21 protein-coding genes are annotated in these 21769 nt (G+C 45.3%); 16 read left to right on the forward strand and 5 right to left on the reverse strand.

What is annotated here, in order from left to right; translation table 11 throughout:
* Window positions 1-64 precede the first annotated feature (64 nt).
* Complete coding sequence (locus tag KIV41_RS20965) at window positions 65-544, forward strand: C40 family peptidase (RefSeq protein WP_038884165.1); 480 nt, start codon at window positions 65-67, stop codon at window positions 542-544.
* Window positions 545-580: 36 nt separating this feature from the next.
* Here KIV41_RS20965 and KIV41_RS20970 read toward each other — a convergent pair whose 3' ends face one another.
* The 3 genes from KIV41_RS20970 to KIV41_RS20980 form a co-directional block, all read right to left on the reverse strand.
* Entirely contained in the window at window positions 581-925 is a 345-nt protein-coding gene (locus KIV41_RS20970) for a DUF3802 family protein (RefSeq protein WP_010448125.1), read from the reverse strand.
* A gap of 126 nt (window positions 926-1051) precedes the next feature.
* Window positions 1052-2026 carry a sensor domain-containing diguanylate cyclase gene (locus tag KIV41_RS20975; RefSeq protein ID WP_038884166.1) on the reverse strand — a complete coding sequence of 325 codons (975 nt, stop codon included), beginning with the start codon at window positions 2024-2026 and terminating at the stop codon, window positions 1052-1054.
* Window positions 2026-2997 carry a response regulator gene (locus KIV41_RS20980; protein ID WP_010448129.1) on the reverse strand — a complete coding sequence of 324 codons (972 nt, stop codon included), beginning with the start codon at window positions 2995-2997 and terminating at the stop codon, window positions 2026-2028. The genes KIV41_RS20975 and KIV41_RS20980 overlap by 1 nt, the downstream gene beginning before the upstream one ends.
* Before the next feature lie 224 nt (window positions 2998-3221).
* Between KIV41_RS20980 and KIV41_RS20985 the strand changes: the two genes are divergently transcribed.
* Together KIV41_RS20985 and KIV41_RS20990 are read left to right on the forward strand one after the other, a co-directional pair.
* Window positions 3222-4088 (forward strand): fructosamine kinase family protein, encoded by an 867-nt coding sequence (locus tag KIV41_RS20985; RefSeq protein ID WP_285337674.1) that lies wholly within the window; start codon window positions 3222-3224, stop codon window positions 4086-4088.
* Between the two features lie 265 nt (window positions 4089-4353).
* Window positions 4354-4548: a CPXCG motif-containing cysteine-rich protein gene (locus tag KIV41_RS20990; RefSeq protein WP_010448133.1), complete on the forward strand. Its 195-nt coding sequence runs from the start codon at window positions 4354-4356 to the stop codon at window positions 4546-4548.
* Between the two features lie 91 nt (window positions 4549-4639).
* Here KIV41_RS20990 and KIV41_RS20995 read toward each other — a convergent pair whose 3' ends face one another.
* Window positions 4640-5251 carry a riboflavin synthase subunit alpha gene (locus KIV41_RS20995; RefSeq protein ID WP_285337615.1) on the reverse strand — a complete coding sequence of 204 codons (612 nt, stop codon included), beginning with the start codon at window positions 5249-5251 and terminating at the stop codon, window positions 4640-4642.
* 281 nt (window positions 5252-5532) lie between these two features.
* On the opposite strand from KIV41_RS20995, the gene KIV41_RS21000 reads away from it, so the two are divergent.
* Both KIV41_RS21000 and KIV41_RS21005 read left to right on the forward strand, forming a co-directional pair.
* A complete protein-coding gene (locus KIV41_RS21000; RefSeq protein ID WP_285337616.1) occupies window positions 5533-6903 on the forward strand; it encodes an MATE family efflux transporter in 1371 nt (456 codons plus the stop codon).
* A 105-nt stretch (window positions 6904-7008) separates the two neighbouring features.
* Complete coding sequence (locus tag KIV41_RS21005) at window positions 7009-8025, forward strand: DUF3080 domain-containing protein (protein WP_285337617.1); 1017 nt, start codon at window positions 7009-7011, stop codon at window positions 8023-8025.
* A gap of 7 nt (window positions 8026-8032) precedes the next feature.
* On the opposite strand, the gene KIV41_RS21010 is transcribed toward KIV41_RS21005, so the two are convergent.
* Window positions 8033-8875: a DNA ligase gene (locus KIV41_RS21010; RefSeq protein WP_285337618.1), complete on the reverse strand. Its 843-nt coding sequence runs from the start codon at window positions 8873-8875 to the stop codon at window positions 8033-8035.
* 317 nt (window positions 8876-9192) lie between these two features.
* On the opposite strand from KIV41_RS21010, the gene KIV41_RS21015 reads away from it, so the two are divergent.
* The 11 genes from KIV41_RS21015 to KIV41_RS21065 all read left to right on the forward strand — a co-directional run bounded on the left by KIV41_RS21015 (window position 9193) and on the right by KIV41_RS21065 (window position 21694).
* Window positions 9193-9513, forward strand: a complete 321-nt coding sequence (locus tag KIV41_RS21015; RefSeq protein WP_005440957.1) for an STAS domain-containing protein — start codon at window positions 9193-9195, stop codon at window positions 9511-9513.
* A 28-nt stretch (window positions 9514-9541) separates the two neighbouring features.
* Window positions 9542-10390 carry an OmpA family protein gene (locus KIV41_RS21020; RefSeq protein WP_020198006.1) on the forward strand — a complete coding sequence of 283 codons (849 nt, stop codon included), beginning with the start codon at window positions 9542-9544 and terminating at the stop codon, window positions 10388-10390.
* Window positions 10387-12486: an SLBB domain-containing protein gene (locus KIV41_RS21025; protein WP_285337619.1), complete on the forward strand. Its 2100-nt coding sequence runs from the start codon at window positions 10387-10389 to the stop codon at window positions 12484-12486. The genes KIV41_RS21020 and KIV41_RS21025 overlap by 4 nt, the downstream gene beginning before the upstream one ends.
* Window positions 12486-13175, forward strand: a complete 690-nt coding sequence (locus KIV41_RS21030; RefSeq protein ID WP_199454181.1) for an AAA family ATPase — start codon at window positions 12486-12488, stop codon at window positions 13173-13175. Before KIV41_RS21025 ends, KIV41_RS21030 begins: the two co-directional genes overlap by 1 nt.
* Window positions 13176-13187: 12 nt before the next feature.
* A complete protein-coding gene (locus tag KIV41_RS21035) occupies window positions 13188-13571 on the forward strand; it encodes an Hpt domain-containing protein (protein ID WP_285337620.1) in 384 nt (127 codons plus the stop codon).
* A gap of 196 nt (window positions 13572-13767) precedes the next feature.
* Window positions 13768-15327: a sigma-54 dependent transcriptional regulator gene (locus KIV41_RS21040; protein ID WP_285337621.1), complete on the forward strand. Its 1560-nt coding sequence runs from the start codon at window positions 13768-13770 to the stop codon at window positions 15325-15327.
* Window positions 15302-16378 carry a glycosyltransferase family 4 protein gene (locus tag KIV41_RS21045; RefSeq protein WP_285337622.1) on the forward strand — a complete coding sequence of 359 codons (1077 nt, stop codon included), beginning with the start codon at window positions 15302-15304 and terminating at the stop codon, window positions 16376-16378. The genes KIV41_RS21040 and KIV41_RS21045 overlap by 26 nt, the downstream gene beginning before the upstream one ends.
* 152 nt (window positions 16379-16530) lie before the next feature.
* The gene (locus KIV41_RS21050) at window positions 16531-17715 is read left to right on the forward strand and encodes a glycosyltransferase (RefSeq protein WP_285337623.1); all 1185 of its coding nucleotides are present in this window, start codon (window positions 16531-16533) and stop codon (window positions 17713-17715) included.
* Between the two features lie 10 nt (window positions 17716-17725).
* Window positions 17726-18898 carry a glycosyltransferase family 4 protein gene (locus KIV41_RS21055; RefSeq protein ID WP_285337624.1) on the forward strand — a complete coding sequence of 391 codons (1173 nt, stop codon included), beginning with the start codon at window positions 17726-17728 and terminating at the stop codon, window positions 18896-18898.
* Window positions 18891-20312: a lipopolysaccharide biosynthesis protein gene (locus KIV41_RS21060; RefSeq protein ID WP_285337625.1), complete on the forward strand. Its 1422-nt coding sequence runs from the start codon at window positions 18891-18893 to the stop codon at window positions 20310-20312. The genes KIV41_RS21055 and KIV41_RS21060 overlap by 8 nt, the downstream gene beginning before the upstream one ends.
* Window positions 20309-21694, forward strand: a complete 1386-nt coding sequence (locus tag KIV41_RS21065) for an O-antigen ligase family protein (protein ID WP_041055776.1) — start codon at window positions 20309-20311, stop codon at window positions 21692-21694. Before KIV41_RS21060 ends, KIV41_RS21065 begins: the two co-directional genes overlap by 4 nt.
* Window positions 21695-21769 lie beyond the last annotated feature (75 nt).

Genomic DNA, 21769 nt, shown 5'->3' on the forward strand with positions numbered 1-21769 from the left:
TCTTATTGAGCGCTTATGACGGTAAGATTTCATTAATAAGACAATAGGATTAAATGCAGACAGGATGCGATATATAAAATTTTCGTTATTATTCAGCCTATTACTAGTAGGCTGCTCGTCTAGCCCAGGCAATAGCCCTACAACTGACCAGCGCTTAAGTTCGGCACAATTGCTCTCCGATACTCCGGCATTAAATGACTTCTATGTCGAATGGCAAGGCACACCATATCGTTATGGCGGAAATCAGAAAAATGGTATTGATTGCTCCGCCTTTGTGCAAAAAGCTTTTGTTGAGGCATACCAATTAACACTACCTCGAACAACTAAGGAACAATCAAAACAAGGTATAAAACTGGATTGGCAAGATGCGAGAAAAGGCGATCTCGTCTTCTTTAAGACGAAGAGGACAACGTACCACGTAGGCATCTACCTCGGAGATATGCAGTTTATGCACGCATCTACATCCAAAGGTGTGATTATATCAAGGTTAGATAACCCCTACTGGTCATCTAAATTTTGGCAAGTAAGAAGAGTCACCCTGTAACTCTTCTTCTATTAAAAGGACTCAGTGCGACCCAAACTAATCGTATGTCGCGACAGCGGTATCAAATAGGTTCTTAACTAAGGCAATGTATTCGTCAAGGAAGGTAATCTGTTCGTTTGTCGCTTTTCTATGCCAAACGCCCGCAAGCACTTCGCTTAGGTCTTCGACTACAGCATCAGCCTCTTTTAGAAGCTTAAAGCGAACACTTGAGTGAAGCTCAGGGTTCTGTTCAAAGATCGCCATGATGTTGGAGGCAACCATGTCGGTTACTACATCTTCAATGCTTTCTGAACCTGTGTCGCCGGTTCCTGAAGTAAAAATATCGAGGTTTAGCGACAAGTGCTCAATTAGAGCCAGATATCCATCGGTTTCTACAACCACTTCTATTCTCCGTTTGGTGCTGGCTTTCACTGTGGAAAGCGAATAGTTTCAATACTAAGACATGCCAAAAAAATTTCATTAACTAATTTCATATATATCAAAATTAGTCAATTAACTGGACGAATATCAACCAATTTTATGCATTTCTTGTTGACTGCATGTTTGGTTTCGCCCGCCTTCTTTTGCACGATATAGTGCTGAATCGGCAGACTTCAGCCATTGAGTATGACTATCAAACTGAGATTTATACTCGCAAACGCCAAGACTTATCGTGTAGTTAATCAAAAACTCTTCAACTTTTACGATTTCTTGCTCAATTCGCTTTCTCAAACGCTCTGCAAAGTACTTTGCTTGCTCCTCACTTGTGTTGGGTAATAGTACAGTAAACTCCTCACCACCAAAGCGACCACAAATGTCACTCCCTCTCGCTGTGCGTTTCAGCAAGTTAGCGGTTCGACGGATCACCTCGTCCCCCGTATGGTGTCCGTATGTGTCATTCACTTTCTTAAAATGGTCGATATCAAAAATAACCAAAGAACATGGGGTTTCCATGCATTTAAGTCTAGCGAACTCTTCTTTAAAAGCTTGTTCCCAAAACGCTCGATTAAATAGCCCTGTAAGCCCATCTTTTCTACTGATTTCAGAAAGATGCAAGTTCGTCTCTTTTAAATGGATTCGGTTACGTGCCGTTTCAGAAACATCATTAACTTGTATAGCGATATGATTTATCTCGCCGGAAAGCGAATGCAACGGTGTTATTACGATATCTTGATACATGTAATTACTGCCGTTAGAAACAGGGGAGAAATTCTGAAACTTGAAAAGATAAGGTCGATTCTCCCAACTAGAAAAAGAACGTGTTTCTAGATCCGCTGCGGTTTTGATTTTCGTTTCTAACCACGTTCTCGGTAGGTCTTCAAAATGGTCAAAGAGACAACGTCCCAAAATGTTCTGTGACAATACCCCACTGTATGACTGCATAAAGCCATTCCAGACACACACCTTATACTCTCGGTCAATCACCACCAATCCTGAATCCATCGTATCAAGAATTTGAGTAACCCAGTGAAAGTCAGCAATATCTAACGTAATCTCAGACATCAAATTAGCTCCATGATTTCATATATGATTTCCACAGACGACTTGTCGATTAAGAAAAGGACCTCACACTCAAAATCAAGGGACTCAGCCATGTAAGTGTATTCAATGGTAAAGAGCTCGCCAGCCTCTTCGCTCTCTTCTTTAAAAGGGGAAACAGTGTCAATAATGGCTGGTTGGCGTAAGGAGAATTGTTTGTCTAGTTGGCTCCCCAAAGAAGTGAGGAAAGAAGATACCAAAAGGTTTGCGATGTTTAAGATAATTTCATTCGACGGCGTAAACTCCAGTAAATATCCTAACTTTTCGCCAATGAGATTGATGTCCTTACCGCGCAAACAAACCAGCGCTTCACCATGAACACCACCACCAACGAAACGCTGAGAGACCGCCACAGATCGTTCTCTACCCAAAACATCCACCAATGTCATGTGCAGCTCACCGTATGACAACGGACCGACGTGAGGAACTGGCAATTGTATAAACTCACTCAGGTGGTCAGCCATAATTGCTGCACCTTTCCCTAAGGCGATATTGGCAACTTCACGGAATTTTGCGATTGGAGACAGTGTTGCTGACTTTGTTTGCTCACTTGTACTTGCTGGGCTCATTAACGCATAGTGAAGCCCTAAACGAGTAAACAAAGGCACAATTTCTTGCTCAGAAAACGGTTTTTCCACGAAATCAAGCGCGCCTAACTCAAGACACCTATGCTTTGCTTCTTGCTGTACGTCACCAGAAATGACGACCACTTTTGTTTCATAGGTACTCACTGGCAATGATTCGAGTAGTTCAAAGCCATCCATTACTGGCATAGTCAAATCTAAGAACAAAACGTCTATGTTTTGTTCCATCATAATTTGAAGCGCCTCGTAACCATCCTGAGCTTCGAGCAATTGCAGCGATGGCTCTTGCAAAATAGAACGAATAACCAACTTTCGTGCTACTGCCGAGTCGTCACATATGAGTATTTTCATATCACCTATGGAACTAAAGTCAAAAAAAGAATAATACTCGTTGTATAAAGACACCGCCATATGGTAGTGACGTAAATCAGTCACTTATAAGAGACTTGATTCACACTTATGCAATTTATTAACATTTCCAACATATTTTGTTGCCGAAGTTTGCTCTATTACCCGTCAATCCTTCGCCACTTCATCTAAACTATTGGAGGTTAAGTGGATTAGCGGAGTTTTCTATGTGGCAAGCAATAGCTCAACAGCTTTCTGACACCTTACTATTCGAATATCAAATCGCAGAAAAAACGAGGCTTTCAGGTGGCGACATTAGTGAAAGCTATATGATTAACGATGGTGAGCAACGTTACTTCGTAAAGATAAACGAGCGTAATTTCTTCACTAAGTTCGAGCTCGAAGCAGAGAGTCTTCACTTACTCAGAGAAACTTCCACCGTTTTTGTGCCTGAAGTAGTTTTGGTGGGAACAACCAAAACGCACTCATTCATCATCCTAAATTACCTCCCTACAAAACCGCTTGAGGATTCATCAAACAGTTTCAAGTTCGGCCAGCAATTAGCGCAGTTACACTTGTGGGGAGAACAAAAAGAATTTGGCTTTGACAACGACAATTACATTGGTTCAACCCTTCAACCAAACCAATGGCACAAGAAATGGTGCACTTTCTTTGCTGAACAACGAATCGGCTGGCAACTTCAATTACTTAAAGAAAAAGGCATTGAGCTAGTCGATATAGATGATTTTATTGACGTGGTAAAACGCCTCTTAGCCAACCACTCACCTGAGCCTTCACTTCTCCATGGCGATTTGTGGAATGGCAATGCTGCCCTCACCCCTTTTGGTCCAATCTGCTACGATCCGGCAAGTTATTGGGGTGATAGAGAGTGTGACATCGCGATGACTGAATTATTTGGTGGCTTTACACACGAATTTTATCAAGGTTATGAGTCTGTCTCCCCTCTACCACTTGGCTATAGCGAACGAAAAGACATTTATAATCTTTATCATATACTTAATCATTGCAACTTATTTGGCGGACATTATTTAGAACAAGCTCAAGTGCTAATAAATAAGATCGTCTCATATTGAACATTCGTTGCATATTTAGCATGTAAATCATTTCATTTTGTAAAATTTCGACGCATATCACCACCATATAATCCCCCCAAGCTCAACCGTGAGTTTGGGGTCAACTTTTCCACTTATTTCGACTCAATTAGCAACAAGAACACCTAATATTCTTAGTAACTCGGCTTACGTTGTATCTCTGACTCAAAGAGAAAAGCGAGTAAACAAGGGCTGTATTTTCTCTAACACAAAGTATTAAAAGCCCTGCAATACTAGGAGTTTTTGTATGCAAAATTACACAGAAAGACATGTTAAATGCCCCCACTGCGGGCACTCTATTGGCATCACTCTCGATGCAAGTAACGGTAACCAAGAGTTTTATGATGACTGTCCGGCTTGCTGCCATGCCATCCACCTCAACATGAAAGTTGATGAGCTCGAGCAGAAAGTCGAATTATTCATCGATGACAACTACGAGTAGAAACTCATCCCCCAATAGAAAATAAGAAAAGGAGCCTTAAGTGCTCCTTTATTATTTTCGTTGTTGAAGTGAGTTGGCTATTGCAAGCAGACTAAAGCTGCTTCGCTGCTAGTACGCGCTCTACTGTGTCAACAATCGCTTGCGTTTGCGGGTCGAATTCTACGTTGATGTTTTCACCGACTTGGCGACGACCGAACAATGTTCTTTCTAATGTCTCTGGAATTAAGTGAACAGAGAAACGGTTGTCTTCGACTTCACCAATGGTCAGTGAGCATCCATCTAAGCCAATGTAGCCTTTCGCTAGCACATATTTCATAGAATCTTGTGGCAGCGTAAACCAAATCGTACGGTTATTTGGCGTATCAATCACTTCCGAAACTTCAGCCATCAAGCTGATGTGCCCCGACATACTGTGGCCACCAATCTCATCGCCAAACTTGGCGGCGCGTTCAATATTCACGCTATCGCCCTCTGCCAACTCACCAAGATTGGTCAACGCTAGCGTCGCCTGCATTAAGTCAAAGCTGATCTGGGTCCCTTCTATTTTGGTTACGGTGAGGCAGCAACCGTTGTGCGCGACAGACGCGCCAATCTCTAGACCTTCATTTAAAGCGCCTTCAAGCTCCACAACATGAGTTTGAAAACGATCTTTCTTGTCGATATGAACGACTTTAGCCGTACCTTGAACGATTCCTGTAAACATTCTTTTTACCTATTTGTTAGAAGCGACTGATAGCCAAGACAAACGTTCCAAGACGATTTTTACAATCGTCTATCAATTAACCAAAATTCCACATCTTGTGGGTATGGTATCTGAGCATACAATTGTTTATCATCTGCGCGGAGTTCCTCCGAGGCATTTTTTCACCTTATAGTGACTAAAATCAACCATCAGATCAGTTCATCACATCTTTTGTCCTCGAGCGCTCTATATCTTTTCAAACAATTTCTTTTACAACTTATTGTTCCGCTCTGGAGTATTTCGTGCATCGCTATAAAGAAGAAGCATCGAGCCTTATTAAATTAGCAACCCCTGTGTTGATCGCTTCTGTCGCGCAAACGGGGATGGGCTTTGTGGATACCGTGATGGCAGGTGGCGTCAGCGCTACCGATATGGCTGCCGTATCTGTGGCTGCAAGTATTTGGCTTCCATCAATTCTATTTGGTGTAGGCCTATTGATGGCACTTGTGCCAGTAGTCGCTCAACTAAATGGTTCTGGCCGACGCGTTAAAATCCCATTTGAGATCCAGCAAGGTATCGTACTGGCCCTGCTTATCAGTATTCCTATCATCGGCGTGTTGTTCCAAACTCAGTTCATTCTTGGGTTTATGGATGTCGAAACCGCGATGACAGAGAAGACAGTAGGTTATATCCATGCCGTGATCTTCGCTGTGCCAGCCTTTTTGCTATTCCAAACCTTGCGCAGCTTTACTGATGGGATGTCCCTTACAAAACCAGCAATGGTGATTGGCTTTATTGGCTTGATGCTGAATATCCCTCTTAACTGGATTTTCGTTTACGGTAAATTCGGTGCTCCTGCTTTAGGCGGGGTTGGTTGTGGCGTTGCAACAGCAATCGTGTACTGGGTAATGTTTGGCTTATTGCTGCTTTACGTGACAACCTCAGCGCGCCTAAAGAGCATTAATCTATTTGGTGAGTTCCACAAACCTCAACTTAAGGCGCAAGTTCGTTTGTTCAAACTGGGCTTCCCTGTCGCTGCGGCGTTGTTCTTTGAAGTGACGTTGTTTGCAGTGGTGGCGCTTTTGGTTTCTCCGTTGGGCTCAATCATTGTCGCGGCGCACCAAGTTGCGATTAACTTCTCTTCACTTGTTTTCATGTTACCAATGAGTGTAGGTGCAGCAGTGAGTATTCGTGTAGGCCATCGCTTGGGCGAAGAGAACGTAGGCGGTGCACGTGTCGCTTCGCGTGTCGGTGTGATGGTTGGTCTTGCACTCGCAGTAATGACAGCAATCTTAACCGTGCTGTTCCGAGAACAAATTGCGTTGCTTTACACCAACAACCCAGAAGTAATTGAGCTTGCGATGGTGTTGTTGCTGTTTGCTGCGATTTACCAATGTACAGACGCGGTTCAAGTTATTGCGGCAGGTGCGCTGCGCGGTTACAAAGACATGCGCGCGATCTTCAACCGTACCTTCATTGCATACTGGTTACTTGGTCTGCCAATCGGCTACGTATTGGGTCGTACAGACTGGATTGTTGAACCTATGGGCGCACAAGGCTTCTGGCTCGGCTTTATCATTGGTCTATCGTCGGCTGCATTCCTACTAGGTATTCGCTTGCGTTGGATGCACCGCCAAGACCCTGAAGTGCAATTGAATTTCTCTCAGCAGTAATTCAAACTTCAACTATCAAATTTGAAAGCCAGCAAACGCTGGCTTTTTTGATCTCTCCCGCGCGTCACAAAGTATACTTATCTAAGTGATTAAAAAGGAAATGCTGTGAGAAGTTCACTTGTTGCTGCGGCGCTTTTATTATCGACAAGCTTACTCACTGGGTGTAACGAATGGTTTAACCCAGAGAAAGCGGTATTCGAAAAATACAATCAGCGCTTGGCTAATGTGTTAGACACATCAGAATCTGATCTAGAGGCTTCTCCTGCTGTCACTGTTCCTGAGAAAAGAGAACTCTTTCAAGAACTCCCTCGCCTATCACTTGGCTTACTAGAGAGCTATCAATTGCGTCAATGTGGCCTGTTCAACTTGCTCGCAGAAAAGAACTCGCAACTGGGTAAAGTCCAAGACGCCTTTTATGATTTCGACTATCAAACCAATCTGCTCAGAACGCTCAACGGTTGTTTGAATGATTACCCATTGAGTAACGAAGAAAGCACAAAACTTAACGGTTTGTACGATCAGAAATGGCATCACCTCACCGTACATCTCGACAACATGTTGCTGACTAGCGATGCCATGCGCAAGCAATTAACCGGGTCTGAATGGTTGCCGATGGAGAGCAAAGACCAAGTTGCCCACGTACGAGACGCTTTCCTTGCTTTGGATGAAATCTACCAAACGCCCTATCGCACTCTTTCTCGCTTACCCGACGTAACCATAGTGAACTATCAAGAAGAGATTGAAAAAACACGTCTCGTTGGACGACTGTATTACACCTTGATTGATGCGACCCATTGGCTAGAACAAACCACACAAATGCTCGAAGCAAACCAAGACAAAATTATTTGTGGTGCAAACCGAGACACCACGCAGTTTCGCTATTTGAGAAACGTATTTCAGTCGATTTATGTCGGTGAGGTTCAACCTTACATGGCGTTTGTTGACAGTACATATCAGCAGCTCGATGGCGGGATTAACTTAGTCGAACAAAGAATGGCCGCACATGGTGCAAATTACGGCATTGAAAAAGCACATGACCAATTTCGACAAAAGACATTGGAGCATGTGCAATTCTGGAAAGACTTATTTAAACGCTGCGGTGTGAGTGTTGGCAATCAATAGCTTCCGTTTATTGAGAAACTCGCTCTCTTAAGAATCGAGCAAATCGTGGTTTTCCATTATGGGTATAGCCGTTAAAGCGAAATGTGATTGTTGAGCCGATTCGTGGCGGCGACTTTCTTACGTCATCGGTAAAGCCACTGCCAATGTAGAACTCTGTGCCATTGCCCAAACGCACCAGCAGCGCTCCCATCATTCCCAGTAAACGTCCGGTCCCTGGCTTGTAACCGACCACTAAGGCTTCTGCATCTTCAAAGCGTTTGAGCTTGAGTAAATCACTGCCTCTTCCTGCCTGATAACGGCTTGATACCTTTCTCAACATGACACCTTCACCGTCAGATTGCGAAATTTGGTCGAGTTGTTCGAACAAATGTTTCTCATCTTGAATTGCACGATGCTCAACGTACTTAATGTGAGGCGCGTCAATCGCAAACACCAAGTCCTGAATGTTGTAGTACCGTTTTCTATAATCACCCGCCGAATACGGCATATCAAACAGCATAAAATCGATTCTTTGCCATGCACTGTCTATCGGTGTTCTGTCTAAAACCGTCTGCTGAACCAGATGGAAGTTACCTCGCCCTGCCCATAATTCGCCGTCTAAAGGGTAATCAGGTAACACTCGGATAAACCAATCTGGCGCGTAAATGCGATTACCATTTCGTGTCACTAGATGTTGTCCCGTCCAGTACGCCCGAATGCCGTCAAGCTTTTCGCTATACCAGTATTGGGATACGTCTATTCCGTCTTGATAGGAATCGGCAAGTGAAACAGGTGGTAGTAAGTTGGGATCAGCTTGAGGCTGGGCGGAAGCTATTACAGCGAGGGCAATCAATGTCATTCTTAATGGCATGCGGGAACCTTGTACGAAAAAGCACCTCTATTGAACCGTACCTCTCTTTAAACGCCTAACCCACATTTTACGTTCTACGACTCAACGCAATGCTCATAAGCAAATGAATGCAACTACATACATAAAGATCAGATCGAATTAGCATTTATAAACCCCTAAAACGATTCACTTTTTTGATTCTCATATTGAGAAAAACCAGATTCTCAATATGAAACATCGTTCTACACTTATTTAACACCCTGTAGTTAAAGGCTTTTTTATTTGGCACATTCCCTGCTCTATCCAAATCAGGAAATCGAATAAATGGAGAAAGCATCATGGAACTACGTAAACTTGAAACCACCCCAAACACGCTAACTATCGAATTTTTTGGTGACCTAGATGCAAAAGGCTGCCGTCAAGCACAACATCAAATTGATGAGGTGATTCACAGTGACGATCACAAGGAAGTAGAAATCAACCTGCAACACGTCCAATTTCTTGATTCTTCAGGGATTGGTGCCATTGTTTATCTATATAAGCGCCTAGTTGAACGTGAGCGTAGCATGATTATTGAAAACGTATCAGGACAGCCATTGGAGATCATGAGCCTGTTACGCATCAATCACGCTATCCCGGTCAATTCAAAAGGTCATTAAAAAAATACCAGTTAATACGGAGGTTGGCATGGTGAATCTTTTACGACAAAGTGTGTTTTGTAGTCTCGTTGTCGGCATGTTTGGTTGCTCAACGTTTAACTACCCTGATCATGGTAAGGGTGGCATGGCAGAAAGCTACCAAGATATTTCTATCGAGAATTATCAGTTTTCACCAGTGATGCCCGACGAGCCTCTTGGCCCTGAGCACGGTTTACGTTTCGATTGGCAGTTAACTAAGCTGCACTTGGATGCTTTGATTCAAGAAGGCGCACGCTGGTGTTTTCCTGCTGCTGTTGTGCAGGCACTTGAGAAACAAAACCGTATCGCTCGTGAGTTGGAAGGCGGATTGCTCCTTGATGCAGCCAACGACATCGTGATTCAGCGCCGACGCCTAAACCAGCTTGAGCAACAACTCGATTACGTATTATCGCAAACTACGTGTAAACCACCACAAGACATAGAAGCATTGCGCAGTGACCTAAACATCGTTGCAGACATCTATGACCTACTGAACGTAGATAATCAATTCGCTGTCGACTCTGCGGAGATCAACCCAAAATACATGGGACATCTTGCTGAGGCAGCTTACATTCTTCGTGACCATCCATCTTTGTCTCTGGTCGTAACCGGACATGCAGACGCAACGGGCACACCGGAATATAACCAAAAATTGGCTCAAGACCGAGCAGAGCAAGTTAAGCGTTACTTGAACGTATTCGGCATCACCTCTGACCGTGTGCAAACCAAATCTGTGGGCGAAACACTGCCTCTTTACGAAGGGCAAACACCAGCAGTTCGTTTGACTAATCGCCGCGTAAGCATTGAAGTACTGAACGCCAATTCAGACACAAGCGCAGAAATGGGAGGCACACTATGAGAATCCTCAAAGCCATTACCACCCTACTGATGCTATGCTTAATCACCATAAATACAGCTTGGGCAGCGGAAGATGACGTGGTTAAAGTCGGCGACTTGGTACAAATCAACCTACCCGGTGAAGTATCTCTGAATAAAGGTTTTCAAGTTGATAAACGTGGTCGCATCAATCTGCCAGAAATCGGGCCGGTTTTTGTTGCGGGTTACAATGAGACTCAGCTTCAAAATGTCATCACCGATAACCTTAAAACTGTGTTTCGCGATGTAAGTAACGCCCGTGTGTTCATCAAACAACAACAACTTTTGATTTCAGTACAGGGTTACGTGGTTAAGCCGGGGGAATACACGCTTCCATCTGGCTCCAATATTCAAATGTTCCTTTATGAAGCAGGCGGTCTACGTGCCGGTGCTCAGCTTGATAAAATCATCGTAAAGCGTGGCAACAAGAACATTGAGTTCGACTACAAACGCTTTCTCGATACTGGTGACGATTCAAAACTGCCAACTCTAGAATCATTAGACGTACTTTTCGTCCCTGCTTCACCATTGGTGGGTAACATTGAACAAGAATTCGATGCAGCGAAACTGGCAAACTCAGGCGACAGTGCCGATTCTGCTCGCGCAATTAAAGTATTTGGTGAAGTAAACGCACCAGGCTCATTTACCTACAAACCTAACACGACACTTGTCGATGTGGTCATGCGCGCTGGCGGTGTGACTCGTTACGCTAGTGTGGAACAAATCCGCGTTATCACCAACAACACACCGATTATGTTTAACCTAAAGCGCTACCTTGATACAGGCGACCAGAGCTTGCTGCCAGAGATCCTTCCGGGTGCAACCATCTTTGTGCCAAAGCAGGAAGAAGAAATCAAAGCCGGCGCGAACGTGGTTTACGTGATGGGTGAAGTGGCTCACCCTGGTGCTTACGAAGGCAAAAAAGGCGCGAGCTTTATGGACATTCTTGCTAACGCAGGTGGTCCAACACGTTTTGCAGAATCTCGCCAAATCCGCGTAATCAAAGCAGATGGTGGCGTCATCAATTTCGACTTAACTGCTCACACCGAAGGGTTGTCTAAGCAAAAAGTACCGACAGTTGGCCCGGGTGACGCTATCTTCGTCCCTGAAAAAACCGACATGAATGAAAAGTCATGGCTAAAGGTTGCACCAAGTCGTGCGGTCGCTGTGATGGGTGAAGTGGTTCGTCCCGGTCGTATCGAATGGTCAGACGAAATGGACTTGATCGATTTGATTGCTCATGTGGGCGGTCCTACTCGCCGTGCGGACACCAGTAAGATTGAAATCTCTAACAACGGTAAAGTGACCAAGTTTGATTTGGATAAATACATCCTACAAGGCTCACCACATTCTAAATTGCCAAGGGTTTCCGCAGGCACAGTGGTTCGTGTTCATGCGTTACCAGACGATCCATCAGACAACAAATCACAATGGGTCAGCCAAAGCTCTGATGCATCAATTTACGTGTTCGGTCAGATCAACGCGCCGGGTCGTTACCGCTTTACCAAAGAGATGCATTTCTTAGATATTTTGTCTGCGGCTGATGGCCCTACCAAAGATGCCGACATTCATAACATCCGAGTGACGCATCGTGGTTTAGGTTACGCAAAAGTAAGCAAACTTAACCTGTCGCTTTACTTTGAAACTGGCGATGAATCGATTCTGCCAGATGTGCGTCCTGGCGATACCATCTACATTCCAGAGAAAGACAAGAACTGGCTTGATCGCTCTAAAGAATCCACAGTTCGCGTACTGGGTGAAGTACATGCACCGGGTCGCTATGTCTTCAATGACAACATGACCATTCTTGACCTGCTTGCTGAAGCTGGTGGACCGAGTGACAGCGCTTACGTTGAGAAGATCAGTGTGGTTAACATGTCTTGCTGCCAAGGTCAGGCGCGTGTGTTTAACTTGGTTGAATTCAGCAAAACCGCCAACATTTACGACCTGCCTGTGATTCGTGCCGGTGATACGATTTACGTTCCGCACAAAGACGAAAGTTTTGCCGAGAAAGCCCGTGCTGGTTTGCGTGACTTGCTACAAATCACCACCACCATAGTGTTAATAGGAGCGCTGTAATGACTATTCCTGCAACACATGCTGAGATTGAGCAAATCTATCTTCAAAGTGAACTCAAGGGCTACAGGTCAATTAGTGTGGTGGCTTGTCAGTCTGAAGATGGGGTTACGTCTGTGGCATCTGCACTGGCAGAACGTTTGATTCTTGCGGGTCATAAAACACTTTATGTCGACCTGAACCTGTTCAAGCCCGCTTACAGCACGGTTCATGCTTTTGAAGAAGACCCGGAAGAAGTTGGCCAACTGATTTCTCGTGAAGAAGACCACCAGACGCTGGTTGGGTTGACCGTCCCTTCCCTTGCGAGCACACAACTCGCCTATCGCGATCCAACCATGTTGCGAAAGGCAGTCGATACGTGGCTTGAGCAATACGACCGAGTGGTAATTGATACATCACCGCTACTGAGCATGAACCGCAGCAACATTCCTGCCCAAGTCGTTGCAGGCGTTTGCGATACTTGTGTACTGGTTGCCAGTTACGGCTCAACGACTACGAGCCAAATCGACCAAGCTAAAAAGCTATTAGAAACCAGTAATGCCAATCTGCTAGGCGCTGTACTCAACATGAAGCACAACGCAGGTTTAAAAGACGAACTGATTCGTCAGGTGAAAAAACTGCGCTTTTTGCCAGAGAAGCTGAAAGCGAAAATATCGAAACAAATAAAGAACAGCGAATTATTTACCTTATAGGGAGCGCGCACTATGAATACTCAAGCAGATGTAACGTTGGAGCAAGAATTGGTCGACGAGTTGATTCTTCAGCAAATGATCAAAGACACCTGTGCGGAAATCATGCCTACCTTAATCGAGCACTATATTGAGGAATCTCGCGAGCGCGTCGAAAAGATTCAGCAGGCACTCAACAGCCAAGACAAAGAAGCGATGGAGTTTGAAGTCCACACGCTTGGCAGCTCTGCACTTGCCTTGGGTAATCGCACTCTATCGCGTCACGCTCGTACCATCGAGAAATACTGTGTTGAAGGTGATACAAAGCAAGCCTTTGAGCTTTGCCAATCGCTACCAGAGCTAGCTGAGCTGTCTTTAAATGCTCTAAACGACAGAAAAGAGCAAGGATTTGAAGGCTAGCCATAAATTTATGAGATTTAATTAACTAAAAAATAAAGAATTTTCTGCAATCCTCACAGCGTGTGCTAATACTTAAATATAAAATTTCTCAAAATGAGAATTGAAAAAAGCCATCAGCTTGAGGGACTATACCTAAGTAATCTCGAGCCGACTTAAAGTATTAAAACAACGAATTGAAGAAAGTTGGGAAAGGACTATGAGACCAAGGGTGTTACTGGTAGAAGACTCTACTTCACTAGCCATACTTTATAAGCAGTACGTCAAGGATGAGCCTTACGATATCTTCCATGTAGAAACGGGACGTGAGGCAATTCAATTTATTGAGCGCAGCAAACCGCAACTTATCATTCTCGACCTCAAACTCCCGGACATGTCGGGCGAAGACGTGTTGGATTGGATTAACGAACACGAGATCCCTACCTCCGTTATCATCGCAACGGCGCATGGAAGTGTTGATCTCGCAGTCAATCTTATCCAGAAAGGCGCGGAAGACTTCCTAGAGAAGCCAATCAATGCTGACCGTTTAAAAACCTCAGTCGCTCTTCATTTAAAACGCGCGAAATTAGAAAATCTCGTCGAAAACATTCAATCGACCTTCGATCGCCACAACTACCATGGTTTTATTGGCTCTAGCCTACCGATGCAAGCGGTATACAAAACCATTGATGCGGTAGCCCCAACCTCTGCAAGCGTGTTTATCGTTGGTGAAAGTGGTACGGGTAAAGAAGTGTGTGCAGAAGCCGTTCACAGACAAAGTGATCGCAGAGACAAACCTTTCATTGCCATTAACTGTGGCGCTATCCCACGCGATTTGATGGAAAGTGAAATTTTCGGTCACGTAAAAGGCGCGTTTACCGGCGCAACCACCGACCGTAAAGGTGCTGCAACGCTAGCCCACGGCGGCACACTATTCCTAGACGAACTGTGTGAAATGGAACTTGAGATGCAGAAAAAACTTCTACGTTTTCTGCAAACCGGAACCTACACCCCGCTTGGCGGCACCAAAGAGATGAAGGTGGATGTACGGATTATCTGTGCAACCAACCGAGATCCATTAACCGAAGTGGAAGAAGGCCGTTTCCGTGAAGACTTGTACTATCGTGTGCACGTTGTGCCAATCGATATGCCGCCACTCCGCGAACGTGGTAGTGACATTATCACGCTAGCTAAGCATTTCTTAAACACATACGCGAAGCAGGATAAGAAGAAGTTCAGCAATATCGATAGCGAAGCCCAACATGTGATTAAGCACTATGACTGGCCAGGCAATGTACGTCAGTTGCAAAACATCATTCGTAATATTGTCGTTTTGAATGACGATGACAAAGTGACGCTGGCACACCTACCCGCTCAACTGACTCGCAAACCGTCAAAAGCACGCACTGTCACACCACCTCATATTGAAAGTGCTCAAGTAGCCAACGTAAATCCAGCCACCACAGCAACGCCAGTGCAAGCACAGCCATTAGAAAGTGCACCTGTAGAAACATCCGCGCAACCGGAGTTCTCCTCAACTATGGTTGCGAACGAAGCGCCTCCAGCAAGTCCTGCGGCACAAGTGTCATCACCTTACTTCAATTCCGATGGCACCATTCGTCCAATGTGGAAAGTTGAGCGAGAGGCGATTCAAAACGCCATTGCATATTGTGATGGTAACGTGCTTAACGCGGCGGTGATGTTGGAGCTTAGCCCTTCCACCGTATATCGCAAAAAACAAGCGTGGGAAGCAGATGAAGCTAATCTCGAACAATCTTGAGATCCCAGTCGTTGGCGAAGTTTGGATTCTGCTGGATAGCCGCATTTATGGTGGTATTGAAAGCCATGTCGTCGAACTCGCCACTGGGTTGCAGTCCTTTCATGTGAACGTGCGAGTTGTGTTGGTGGTGGAATACGATCCACCAGCACCACTTATCGACAAATTAAACCAAGCTCAAATCCCTGTGAGTTATTTGTGGCACCTGTGCCCAAAGTCAGAACGGTCGAAAACCATTCCAGTCAAACAAATTACTGGCGCGGTTGCTGAGCATCAACCCAGCGTTATTCACACCCATGGATACAAAGCGGCACTGTTAGCCAGAAGCGCAAAGCTATTCACTCGTAATTTTCCCCGTTTAATCTCCACCTACCACGCCGGTGAAACACCAACGGGCAAAGTTTGGGCGTACGACTGGCTGGACCGATATTCCGCACGGATCTCTGATCACAGCTTTGCGGTAAGCCAGGCCATTCAAGACAAGCTCCCCACTCAATCAGAATTGCTCAATAACTTTGTTACGATTCCCGAACAGCATTGCCGCTACAAAGAAATCGCATTTGTTGGTCGTCTAAGCCATGAGAAAGGCGCAGACCGCTTCATCGATATTGCCCGTCAAGTTCCTGATATCGAGTTCTCTATTTATGGTGACGGCCCCGAAAAACCGAGACTCGTAGAAAGCGCACCTACCAACGTGATATTTCACGGTCATCAAAGTGACATGGATGCTGTTTGGCGCAATATCAGCGTTCTCGTCATTTCATCGCGCTATGAGGGCTTGCCAATGGCGGCGTTAGAGGCGATGGCCCGTGGTATCGTCGTGATAACCCTCGACGTTGGTCGTCTTCCTGATTTAATCCAAGATGGTCAGAATGGATTCCTCGCTCACGACATTCTTGCTCTAACCGATAAGCTTTATCTTTGGCTGGGAATAGACCACAACAAACAATATCTAATGCGAAATAAAGCGATTGAGACCATCAAAGCACACTATTCATCTCGCAGCATCATTCCTATTCTGATTGAACGCTACCAAATTGAGAATCATACTTGATGCATATCCGTTCTCAATTTGAGAAGTTTCGTATCTGATTTTTACACCCACTGCATTTCCCATTTAAAAACAGACACTTAAATCAATGGCATATTTTGGCATCTCGGTTGCAATAGCTAATCCAAACAGATTGGCTAACCGAGGTAACGACTATGACTACTCCAAAACGCATTCTTTACGTTCATTATGGTGATAACTGGATTCGCGGCAGCGAAGTAGTACTGCTTGACCTCATCACAAATATTGACCGAGACCAGTACCACCCGATTGTTTGGTCAAACTGCAAGCCTTTGATTGAGAAGTGCCAAACCTTAGGTATCGAATCGGAACATTCGAGTTTCAGCCTTGTTGGAGGTTGGAATACGCCTCGTTGGGACATCAGCGGTTGGAACGATTTGATCAAACAAGGAACTGCGTTGATTGAAAAGCATAACATTGACCTTGTCCACGTAAACAGCGGCGGCCCATGCCAATGGATGTGCCTAGCTGCTCGTATGAATCACATCCCTTTGGTAACGCAACTTCACTGCCACTACACCTTACGTGACCGCTTCTCACTGGGTCTGCACCTTTCTCCAAAGTTGATTTGTGTGAGTAAAGACGTGGGGCACGAGATTCTCAAAGATGGCTACCCAGAAGAACATCTTCATGTCGTTCATAATGGCGTGTCGCTGGAAAGTCACGATGCACCTATCGACGTCAAAGATCGTCTGGGCATTCCTCACCAAGCATTTACCTTTATTTCGGTTGGATCTCTCATTAAACGCAAAGGCTTTGACCGCTTAATCCAAGCCATGCGTATGCACAACTACCATCAACATAATCCACATTTGGTGATTGTTGGTGATGGTGAAGAACGTGTCGCGTTGAAGCAGTTAGCTGTTGATTTGGGTGTGGAGGATCGTGTGCATTTTGTTGGGGAACAACACAACGCCGGAGACTGGATGAAAGGTAATGTAGATGCCTTCATCAGTGGAGCTTACGAAGAGGCATTTGGTCTTGTTCTTGGTGAGGCGGCACTAGCGAAGTTACCAATCATCGCACCAAAAACAGGTGGCATCCCGGAATTGTTTGAGCACAACCACAGTGCCCTATTGTTCGCCAATCACGGTATGGCAAGTCTGTTAAATGCGATTCAGCAGATGATTCAAGATGCGCCGCTACGAAACAAGTTAGCTGAGAATGCGCATCAACACGCGAATCAGCATCTGACAGTTTCTGCCTCAGTCAAAGCGATTGAAGACATCTACCGCAATGAACTGACGCAGAAAGAACTGACACCTATGCCCGTCAGCCACTGCATGAAACCAATTTCGCGCTGGTTAAACATCAACTAAGGAGCTCACCATGAAACGTGTATTGATGTTTGACGCCATCCCAATGCAAGGCGGTTCGAAAATTGCCAATGCTGAGTTGATTAAACAGTGTGACCAACGTGACGTAATTAGCTATGTCGCGACGACAAATCCAGAGCACTGGACTGCCGCATTCGGCTCAAACCCTCGCGTACAGGTATTGAAAATCAAGCGTTCTCCAATCACGTCTCATCATGGTATCGCTTATTGGTTGATGAACTGTTTTTACCTAGTGCAGTTGATTTTGGTGACGTTCAAACTTCCAAAACTCGATTGGTTTATGGGTTTGTCTTCACCAAACAACGACATGCCTTTGTACCTGCTTCGTCTGTTCAATCGCAAACCTATCGTGCAAATGGTGCATGGCCCGGTTGGCGTGTCTCGCTCGTCTGGCTACTGCTTAGTAAAAGCGTCTGCGATTCATTATTTATCGAATACACGTGCCTCTATGATTGATGCGCTTGCTGCCTATCTAAAGATGCCAAAACCGGCGGTAGAGCGTTTTTGGACAACCTTAAACACCTCTTCTTTTGTGAACGGCTTGTCTTCAGAACGCGCACCAAAGCAAGCGAACCCAATTTCTAATCGAGTGTTCTGGGCTGCCAGCCTATTGAAATGGAAGAACGTTGATCTGTTGCTCGACGCGATGAAGTTGGATGAGTCAGCGAACCTAAACGCGACCATCTGTTACATCAAACCTAACATCGAAGGCGTTGAATGCTCACAGCCAGATTTCACTCAGGCAAATATTGAGTGGCACGAATCACCAGACAACCTTGACGAGCTAAGAGCACAGTGTGGTGTGTTTGTGTCGACCAGTGAGAACGAACCGTTTGGGTTATCAATTTTAGAGGCGTTAGCCGCTGGTATGTGTGTCGTGATTCCACATGACGACAGCTATTGGGATCGAGTGTTAACCCATGGCAAGAACTGTATTAAATACACACCAAAAGACGCCGCTTCTCTCCACAATGCCATTCGACTTTTAAACGAAGCACCTTGGCTGAAAGTCACCATGGGGATGGAGGCACTGAACGTTGCGAGTTTATACACCGCAGAACGTTGTTACTTCGATATTACCCAACAGCTTTGTACTGACCCGAATAATAAAGCTCAAGACAGCGCAAAGAAGCGCGACAACGTCAAAGGATATGACCATGTCTAAAGCCATGACCAATATGTCACTGTTCGCCATTGCGTTGGTGATCAACAAAAGCATCAGCTTAATTATGCTGCCAGTGCTTCCTCAGTTTCTCTCGCCAGAGCAAATGGGCAAACTTGAGTTACTAACTTCTTTCGGTGTTGTCACTGCCCTACTTGCAAGCATGGCAATGCACGAAGCGCTGTACCGCTTTGTTGGTGTAGAGAAAGACAGCGAGAAGAAAGTGACCATGCTTAACCAGATCTACTCGCTTTCTGTTTGGATCGCAGCGGCGATTGGCTTGGTTTTATTGTTTGCGATTCTAGTTGCCCCGATTCCTAGTCCGTTTTCTCAATTTGAATTCATCGTGCTGATGTTGGCAATTATCTTGGAAGGTGCGATTGGTATCGGTACTGCTTGGCTGCGCATGCAAGATGATAAAGCGAAAACCCTGCTAAGCGTGATGGTGACCACCACCGTGCTTCAAGTTGTATTTATTGTCGCCGCTTTGATGATTCACCCACACGTCATTTCTGTCTTGCTTGGTGGTCTACTGGCTGCCGTTATCCAATTTACCTGGCTGCACATTATCAATAAATACAGAGTTGTCATGCCTGACGTTGCGATCGCAAAGCAACATCTGCATTACTGCATCCCTGTCATGATGTCTGCGCTGGTTGCTTTTTGCTTGAATGGCGCCGAGCGTTGGTTCATTGGTGCGAACGCTTCACTAGCAACACTTGGTGTTTACGCGATTGCAGTGAAGTTTGCCATTGGCATGTGTATTTTGGTTCAGCCATTCGGTATGTGGTGGATGCCACGTCGCTTCGCCTATCTAGAGCGTAATCGTGGTAAAGAAGCCGTTAGAATTTCTCACTTCGGCATGATCTATATTGCAGCACTCACGGTTCTAGTCGCGACCCTTGCCTTCATTATGATCAGCCAGTTTTTACCAGAAACGTATCAAGAAGCCGCGCTTTACACATGGTTCCTTCTGCCAATCGCCATGATCAAAGAATGGAGCGAGCTACTGAATATCGCCATTCTCTATAAACGTCGTACTCGTTGGTTGCTGGGAATCAACGTCGTTGCCGCTGGCGTCGCAATTACTCTTCTATTTGCGCTCTCTTCTCTTGGTATTTATGGCGTATTCATCGCGCTTTACTACGCGCAACTAGCCAAACTGGCGATGACGTTCGTGATTGGACAACAGTGTATGCAGCTTCCTTTCCACCTAAGTTTGATGGTCGCATTACAAATCATCTCAGGAGTGGCACTGTTCCTGCTTTACTCTACTCAATCCATCGGAAGCGCGATCGTGATTTGCATTTTGACATGCACACTGCTTGCAGGCATCGCCTTCCGATACATGTCTAAGGAAACACGTAGCAATCTTGTGATGAGATTAAGAACGGAAGCGAAAAGAGTGACGTTATGAATGCCACGGATGTGAGACCAACCCAAATCATCGCTGCGATAACCATTACTGTGGTTATCGCTTTAGCGTGGTTGGTGATGCCGCATCCGATTTTGATTGTCGCAATTTGTTTTGCTCCGCTTGCCATCTTGTTTGTGCTCAACCAAACCTTTTGGCTTGTGACTCTGTTCGTCATCTTCTCTTTCTTTCGAATTCACGAAGCGTTTCCCGTCATCTACAACTTCAAAATCCCGCTGTTGTTGTCTTTGGGCGCACTTGGCGCGTTATCTTTTCATCTATTGATCAGTCGTCAGCTATCGGTCTTCTGGCACCCTTCTTTAAAGTGGCTGTTCATCTTCTGGGCGTTGGTCATCATCGGTATTGTGTTCGCCTCAGCACGCGACATCGCGATTACCGTGTTCAAGAATACGTATTGGAAGATCATTGTGATGACACTGGCGATCACTTGGCTTATCACCACACCCAAACAGCTGGCGCAAATGTCAAAAGCGATTATCGTTGCTGGGCTGTTGGTCGGACTCGTTGCGCTCTATAACGCCACTAACGGCATTGATATTGTGGAAGGAACGCGTGTGTCGATTGGCCGTTCGTTCGGCTCAGTATTAGGCGACCCCAATGACTTGGCGTTGGTTTTGATGTTTCCGCTCGCCTTTACGGTGAGCCAATTGGTCGAGAAACGATCGTCCATGTGGCTGCGAGGGTTTGCGCTGCTCACTTGTATCATTCTGTTTATGTCGATCCTTGAAACACAAAGCCGCGGTGGTCTATTGGGAGCGCTTTCAGTCTTCGCGTATTTCGCGTTCAAACACATTAAGAGTAAAGCATTGGTGGTCTTCCTAGGCTTAGTCGCGGCTTTGATTCTGTATGCGGTCGCTGGGATCTCTGGGCGAGCATCGGGCGGCGCAGCGGAAGCCGGTATTGATGCCTCTGCAATGGGACGTTTGTACGCTTGGGAAGCGGCTTTCAAAATGGCACTCGACAACCCAATAACTGGCGTTGGTTTAGAGAACTTCTACTACAACTACTTCTTCTATAGCCCGCATTGGGATGGCATTAACCATGCGGTGCACAGTACTTGGTTTGGTGTACTGGCTGAAACCGGTTTTGTTGGTTTAGCGGTTTTCATTACTCTGATTGTTTCTCTGGTAAAAACGTCATTGAGTTCCATTTCACTTCTGACTGAAAAGTCCCACTTCACCCTATCTGTAGGTGCAAACGCCGTATTGAGCGGACTTATTGGCACCATAGTCTCAGGGACCTTCCTCACCCAAGGCTTCACTTGGCCGATTTACATACTCGCCGCGCTAACCATAGTGATAAATCGCATCGTTCAAACTGATTGTCAAAATGAGAAATCTTCACCCTCTCAAATTAAGAAATAACCTAACTAATTGTTTTAATGAAATTTAATTCTTTGGCATACATCGTGATACATCTTTGAGTAACAACAACGAATC

This window comes from Vibrio sp. D401a (assembly GCF_030248515.1).
Classification (GTDB): domain Bacteria; phylum Pseudomonadota; class Gammaproteobacteria; order Enterobacterales; family Vibrionaceae; genus Vibrio; species Vibrio rotiferianus.